Annotated in this window: 1 rRNA gene; it reads left to right on the forward strand. The window is 38.1% G+C overall.

Going from position 1 to position 438, the window contains the following annotated elements:
- Window positions 1-59: ribosomal RNA gene (locus tag EO125_RS09730) — 16S ribosomal RNA — on the forward strand; the annotation flags it as partial.
- Window positions 60-438 lie beyond the last annotated feature (379 nt).

Below are 438 nucleotides of genomic sequence, written 5' to 3' on the forward strand. Positions count from 1 at the left end.
TTGGGGTGAAGTCGTAACAAGGTAGCCGTATCGGAAGGTGCGGCTGGATCACCTCCTTTCTAGGGAGACATACACTAACACAAGCTGTTAGATGTCACACTAGGTCGACACTTTGGTCACCTACATTGTTCAGTTTTGAGAGGTCAACTCTCAAAAGTTAGTATTGACAAGCAGTTTATGTTCGGATATACTGACAAAGCACTAATTTTTCTAAGAAAATCGATGAATAACAAGGAAAACGAATGATGCGAAGTCGATGCGTAATGGTAATTACGTGAGACAAGCAGAATGAGTTTGACGCAGTTAGGTGCGATTTTATAGAAAAATAAAACTGTTCTTTGAAAACTGCATAGAAGATAATAATTTATGATTTGGTCTCTTAGAGTTGACTCTAAGGGTTAGACCAAGCACATAGATTCTCTAAATTAACTTATAAGG

The organism is Veillonella sp. VA139 (assembly GCF_003992005.1).
In the GTDB taxonomy this organism is placed as follows: domain Bacteria; phylum Bacillota; class Negativicutes; order Veillonellales; family Veillonellaceae; genus F0422.